Annotated in this window: 6 protein-coding genes; all 6 read left to right on the forward strand. The window is 38.4% G+C overall.

The genetic code is table 11. From position 1 onward, the window contains the following. The coding region (locus tag E1176_RS06815; RefSeq protein ID WP_185152677.1) for a thiol-activated cytolysin family protein at positions 1-1,876 on the forward strand (1,876 nt) is incomplete at its 5' end. 94 nt (positions 1,877-1,970) lie between these two features. Beyond that, positions 1,971-2,552: a YdeI/OmpD-associated family protein gene (locus E1176_RS06820; RefSeq protein WP_155209856.1), complete on the forward strand. Its 582-nt coding sequence runs from the start codon at positions 1,971-1,973 to the stop codon at positions 2,550-2,552. A 72-nt stretch (positions 2,553-2,624) separates the two neighbouring features. Then, complete coding sequence (locus tag E1176_RS06825; protein ID WP_155209857.1) at positions 2,625-3,062, forward strand: Cif family virulence factor; 438 nt, start codon at positions 2,625-2,627, stop codon at positions 3,060-3,062. An 85-nt stretch (positions 3,063-3,147) separates the two neighbouring features. Beyond that, positions 3,148-3,726, forward strand: coding sequence for a hypothetical protein (locus tag E1176_RS06830; protein ID WP_155209858.1), 579 nt, complete (start codon positions 3,148-3,150; stop codon positions 3,724-3,726). Beyond that, entirely contained in the window at positions 3,726-4,184 is a 459-nt protein-coding gene (locus E1176_RS06835; RefSeq protein WP_155209859.1) for a RidA family protein, read from the forward strand. The genes E1176_RS06830 and E1176_RS06835 overlap by 1 nt, the downstream gene beginning before the upstream one ends. Before the next feature lie 88 nt (positions 4,185-4,272). Beyond that, positions 4,273-5,262, forward strand: coding sequence for a hypothetical protein (locus E1176_RS06840; protein WP_155209860.1), 990 nt, complete (start codon positions 4,273-4,275; stop codon positions 5,260-5,262). The last annotated feature ends 49 nt before the right edge of the window (positions 5,263-5,311 follow it).

Raw genomic sequence — 5,311 nt, forward strand, 5'->3', positions numbered from 1 at the left:
CCTGTCATGTACTAGTGATGACCCCGGCACCGACCCGATTACTGACCTTACCTTTGAAGCCGTACTATCTCAAGGTGAAATTGAGGATGTACCAGAGACAACAACCCGGAATGAAACATCAGCCAGTGAAATTGGCAAAGAAGATAGAACCGAAACGACAGAAGGAGGTGAAGAAATAGAAACACGGTGGGTCTGTAGCGAAAAGACTATGAGCGTCACTGGTGGAAATTCGAATTTTCCGCTCTTCAACCCAAATGTTGAGGTAATATATCCAGGTAATTTACTACAAGGTAAATCATTAAATGATGCCACTCCGTCTCCGATTGTAGTAAAGAGAGGTGGGGGCACTATATCCTACGATTTAAACACTGGGAGCAATCCTTCCTTTTCTGTAGATGAAGTAAGCCGAAGTAGCATCGGTACTGCCATGAATGAAATTATTGCAAATGCAAGTGATGTGGTTCCGGCCAATTTTCAATTAGATATTATCAATGTGCAATCGGAAACACAACTAGCACTGGAGATGGGCTTGACTTTAAAAACGTGGACCACCAAGGCCAAAGCTAACATGTCCTTCAGCCAGGACAAAAGCTATAACAGATTTTTAGTGAAGTTAAAGCAGTCTTACTACACGATGATTTATGATTTCCCTACCAATGTAGAGGAGCTCTTTGACCCTAGTGTAACTCCGGAAGACCTCTCCCCTTACGTAGCCAGTGATAACCCGGCTACGTTCATCTCTTCAGTTACCTACGGACGCATTTTCTATCTACTAGTAGAGTCTACATCAACAAGAGAAGAAATGGATGCAAAACTCAATGTGTCTTACAGTAAATTTGGTAATTCGGCATCAGGCTCTGTAGATGTTGAAACTTTTAAATCTCTGAAAAATCTTAAAATAAAGGTTATCGCCTATGGTGGTGATGCCAAAGGATCTTTTGAGCTTGCTGCGGAGCCTTCTGTTGAGCAATTAGCCGAAAGATTGGCCAACAGTACAGATATAAGAACAGGTGTTCCACTTTCTTATACCGTAAGAAGTGCCAAAAGGCCTGATCAAATCGTAAGTACGAACCTGGCCACTGAGTATAATATCGTACAATGCGACCTGAGAGGCACTTTACCACCTCAGTCTTACAAGGCACTTATAGATGTGTTTGCAGATGATGATGAACCAGGCATAGGGGCTGCTTCAAATATTGCCTGTTCTAATGCAGTTATGTTTAATCATGAGGGCGATAAGTATGTTTGGTTTAAGGGTACACAAGGAGAAATATTGGGTGAGTATAGTATCAAAGATCCTAACGCTCCTTTGGGTGAAATTATATTTGATGGAATAGGTGCTGCTGCAAGGGTTCAAAACACTAAAATATACCTGTTCGATAAGTCCGGTATTAATTTCATTGTTCTAAATACAGGATGGCTTCCTTCATGTGACGTAGATCTCTCACAACCTCTCGGCCCATATGATGAAAAAGATGGAGCTGTTAGAATTTATAACACAAACGAGTATTGGGATACCTCCCCCAATTATCCTTTTAGTGGAGAAGGCTTAGAAGCAGCTTGTAGGCATTTTGACCCTAATAGAACTATCACCCATTATTTTGTAAAACCGGGTAGTCGTTATGCCCATTGCGAATTGAAGAATAAAAAATTTACCTGGAAAGATGACCTCTCTATTTCAAAATGGGCTGGTGTAGGCATAGGTTTTGATCAGGTTGGGGCGGCTTGCCGCATAGACTTTCAGGGTGATGGAGGAGGTGGCACTGAGGTAAAGAGACAATTATTCTTTGATAAAGCAGGCACGAGTTTTACCATTTGGAATCCAAACGAAACTTATGATAGCCTCAAATTTTCTCCACCATATATCATTAATTAAGCAATAAGTGTGTTTAAGCATCGTCAGAGTCTGGCGATGCTTTTTTGTTTATTTTCCTTTCTAATTATTACCTTGTTATTCTAATGCTCAGATTATGAATAACAAGGTCAATTTATTTTTACAACAAGCTAAACAGTGGCAAGAGGAGATGACGCTTTTAAGGCAAATTGTCTTAGAATGCGGCTTAACAGAAGAGTTGAAGTGGATGCACCCTTGCTACACTTACAAAAATCACAACATTGTGCTGATCCACGGTTTTAAGGACTTTTGTGCACTACTTTTTCATAAAGGTGCATTACTAAAAGACGATAAGAATATACTGGTACAACAGACTGAAAATGTGCAGGCCGCACGACAGATCAGGTTTACAAATGTAGACGAAATCTCATCACTAAAATCTACGATCAAAGCTTATATATTCGAAGCTATAGAAGTAGAAAAAGCAGGCGTAAAAATTCCTATGAAGAAAACTGCTGACTATACTACACCTGAGGAGCTATTAGAAAAATTTAATTCAAACCCTGACTTTAAGGCCGCTTTTAAAGCACTTACACCAGGCAGACAGCGAGGCTATCTACTATATTTTTCACAAGCAAAACAATCGCAGACCAGAAAATCGAGGATTGAAAAATACTTACCACAAATATTTGAAGGTAAAGGCCTTAGGGATAGATAAAATATTTGTGCCACAACGGTAACCTGTTGCCCTCAGATTACACAAAGCCAATAGAAACCTAAACCCATTCAGATGACAAGATTAATCGTATTTCTGTATTTATTGTTGATATCTTCAACCGCCATAGCTCAAAACTTTACTCAGAAAGAAAAAGAGAAAATAAAGCAAGAAATTGAGCAACTGAGTGCTGCTGAGCAAAACGCCTTCGAAATTGGTGAATGCGAGAAAGTGGCTGATTTTTTTGATGAAGATGTCGTTTTTTATGCAGCCGGACGCAAAGCACCATCCGTTCAGTTTATACAAAATTTTTGTAGCAGAATACCCAGGCCTTTCGAAAAAGCAGGTGAAATTACCGAAGACATTTACGTGATGTCACCATCAGTGGTCCACACCATAAAAGTCATTGAGCTTGCAGAAAAAAAACAACGCGAGGTTGTGACTAAGATATGGCATAAAACTACAGACGGTTGGAAAATCATACATTTCCATTCATCAATAAACCAATTATGATCTGAAATTAAGTATGGTTTTTGTAATAATAAGTTTTAATAATTCCTTTACTTGGTGGGATAGCTTTATCACATAAATCCACCAAATGAAATCAAAAAACTTATTATTAATTTGGGTAATCCTTGGCCTTATTTGCCCTTTAGTAAGCAACGTGCAAGCTCAACTTTATCAGTATGATTATCACGAATATCACACTTACAACAACGGGCAAAATAGAATAGCCTTTAAATGGAATACACAAACCGGAGAATCTACCCGTTATTATTATGACAATGATGACTGGCATGAGTCTACAGCCAGTTTACCAGCTCGCCCATTAGGAAACCCCTCTCAAGAAGGTGAGATTATGATGGACTATCATGAATATTACACTGAAGAAGGTGGCCAGTATCGCATTGTATTGGTTTGGAATACTAAAACTGGCAAATCGATCCGTTATTATTATGACAACAATCAGTGGCATGAGTCTACAGCTAGCCTACCAGCCGCACCACTCAAATCTTCCGGACAAATTGGTGAAATCATGATGGCTTATCACGAATATTACACTTTAGAAGGCGGACAATATAGAATAGTCCTGGTTTGGAATACGCTCACCGGAGAGGCAATCAGGTATTACTACGACAATGATAAATGGAATCTATCTACAGCCGATGTACCCTAATGGATATAATTAAAATTCTAGAAGATATGGGGCTTGAGCTTCCTGAGGTTTCTACCCCTGGAGGCTCATACCAATCAGTCAATGTGAGAGGTAAAGTGGCTTATATAGCCATTCAGTTTCCGATTAATAATGGTGAGTATCTATATACCGGGAGACTGGGAAATGATCTGACTACAGCAGACGGGTATAAGGCCCTACAGCTTTGCGCGCTCAATGTGTTAGCTCAAGTGCATAAGAAAATAGGATTTGATCATATAGAAGGCCTAAACCACCTGGATATTTATTTTCAATCAGCTGAAAATTGGGATGAGTCTCCCAAAGTGGCTGATGGGGCTTCTGATTTGTTTTCTAAAATTCTAGAAAGTAGAGGCACTCACAGTAGAGCTATTTTTGGTGTTCATAAGCTACCTCGAAATTTTAGTGTAGGTCTTACAAGTACGTTTACTTTACTAGAGTAACACTGACGTTTCAAAATTTATAAATATTATAATAAAATTATTCTAATATTTTATTTTCTTAGTAGCTAAACTCTAAGCTTCTAACCTCATGACAAACAAAATCATCTTTCTCTCTCTAATTATACTTATTCTAAACCCTCTATCAGGATCGGCTCAATTCGATATGCCAAAACAAAAACACGCGCAGGAATTTCTTAACCGAGAGTTGTTGGTCGAGCTCCGAGAGCCACGTGAAGACATATTGAAAGAATTTAAGAAAAGCCCTGAGTCCAGAGATTTGTATTTAAAAAACCTTGAAATTGCTAATAAGAGTATAAAGGAATTTGCAGCCAAATACTGGCAGCTCCACACGGACATAAAATTCATGACTACTCAAGAGATAGATGAATTACTAGTAACCAAAGAGAACGCTGAAAAATATGCTATTCTAAAAGCCGACATAAGTTATGGAGGAAGAAGACACACTGTAAATACCATAGTGTATATCGAGGGATATGTTTTTAGAGCACTGCTCCCTGATCAAAATAAGTGGCTCTTTAAAATAATGCTGCCAAATGATTCGATGGATGAAATAGATTATCGATTCGTATTTCATAATATGCAAAAATATATATCGGCAGCTGCTGAAGGGAAAGATAAAAGAGACGAGTCGCTATGGAATATCTCTGAAAATATAGCTCAGCTTGAAGAAACCACTTTGGTTGTAGCTGAAGAAACTTTAAAGATAGAGGCTGATGAAGCCCGCTCTTTATATAAATTCCCAATAGAAATTTTGCCTGTGGAGAAATACTTCGAAAAACTTCGAAGCGAGGATGGTAAACTTGCCTACACCACAATGATAATGCATAATACAAAAAACATATGGATGTATGTTACTGTAGATCTTAGTTCGATGAATATATTGAGTTTAATGACCGTAAACGGAGGCCTAAACTCTTTTTCTATAGGTACTGTAATTGGCGATAGAAGTATGGGAGGCCGCTATGTAGATTTAATCAGCTTCAAAAAAGGTATTGGTTTAGATAAAAACTACTTCAAATATACCGGTAGCAAAATGGCTCTAAAGATGAATTACTGATTAATCTTAATAATTGAAAGGTCACAATGATGAAATCGCTTCCTCTTCT

It is taken from the genome of Fulvivirga aurantia (genome assembly GCF_009711475.1).
GTDB lineage: Bacteria > Bacteroidota > Bacteroidia > Cytophagales > Cyclobacteriaceae > Fulvivirga > Fulvivirga aurantia.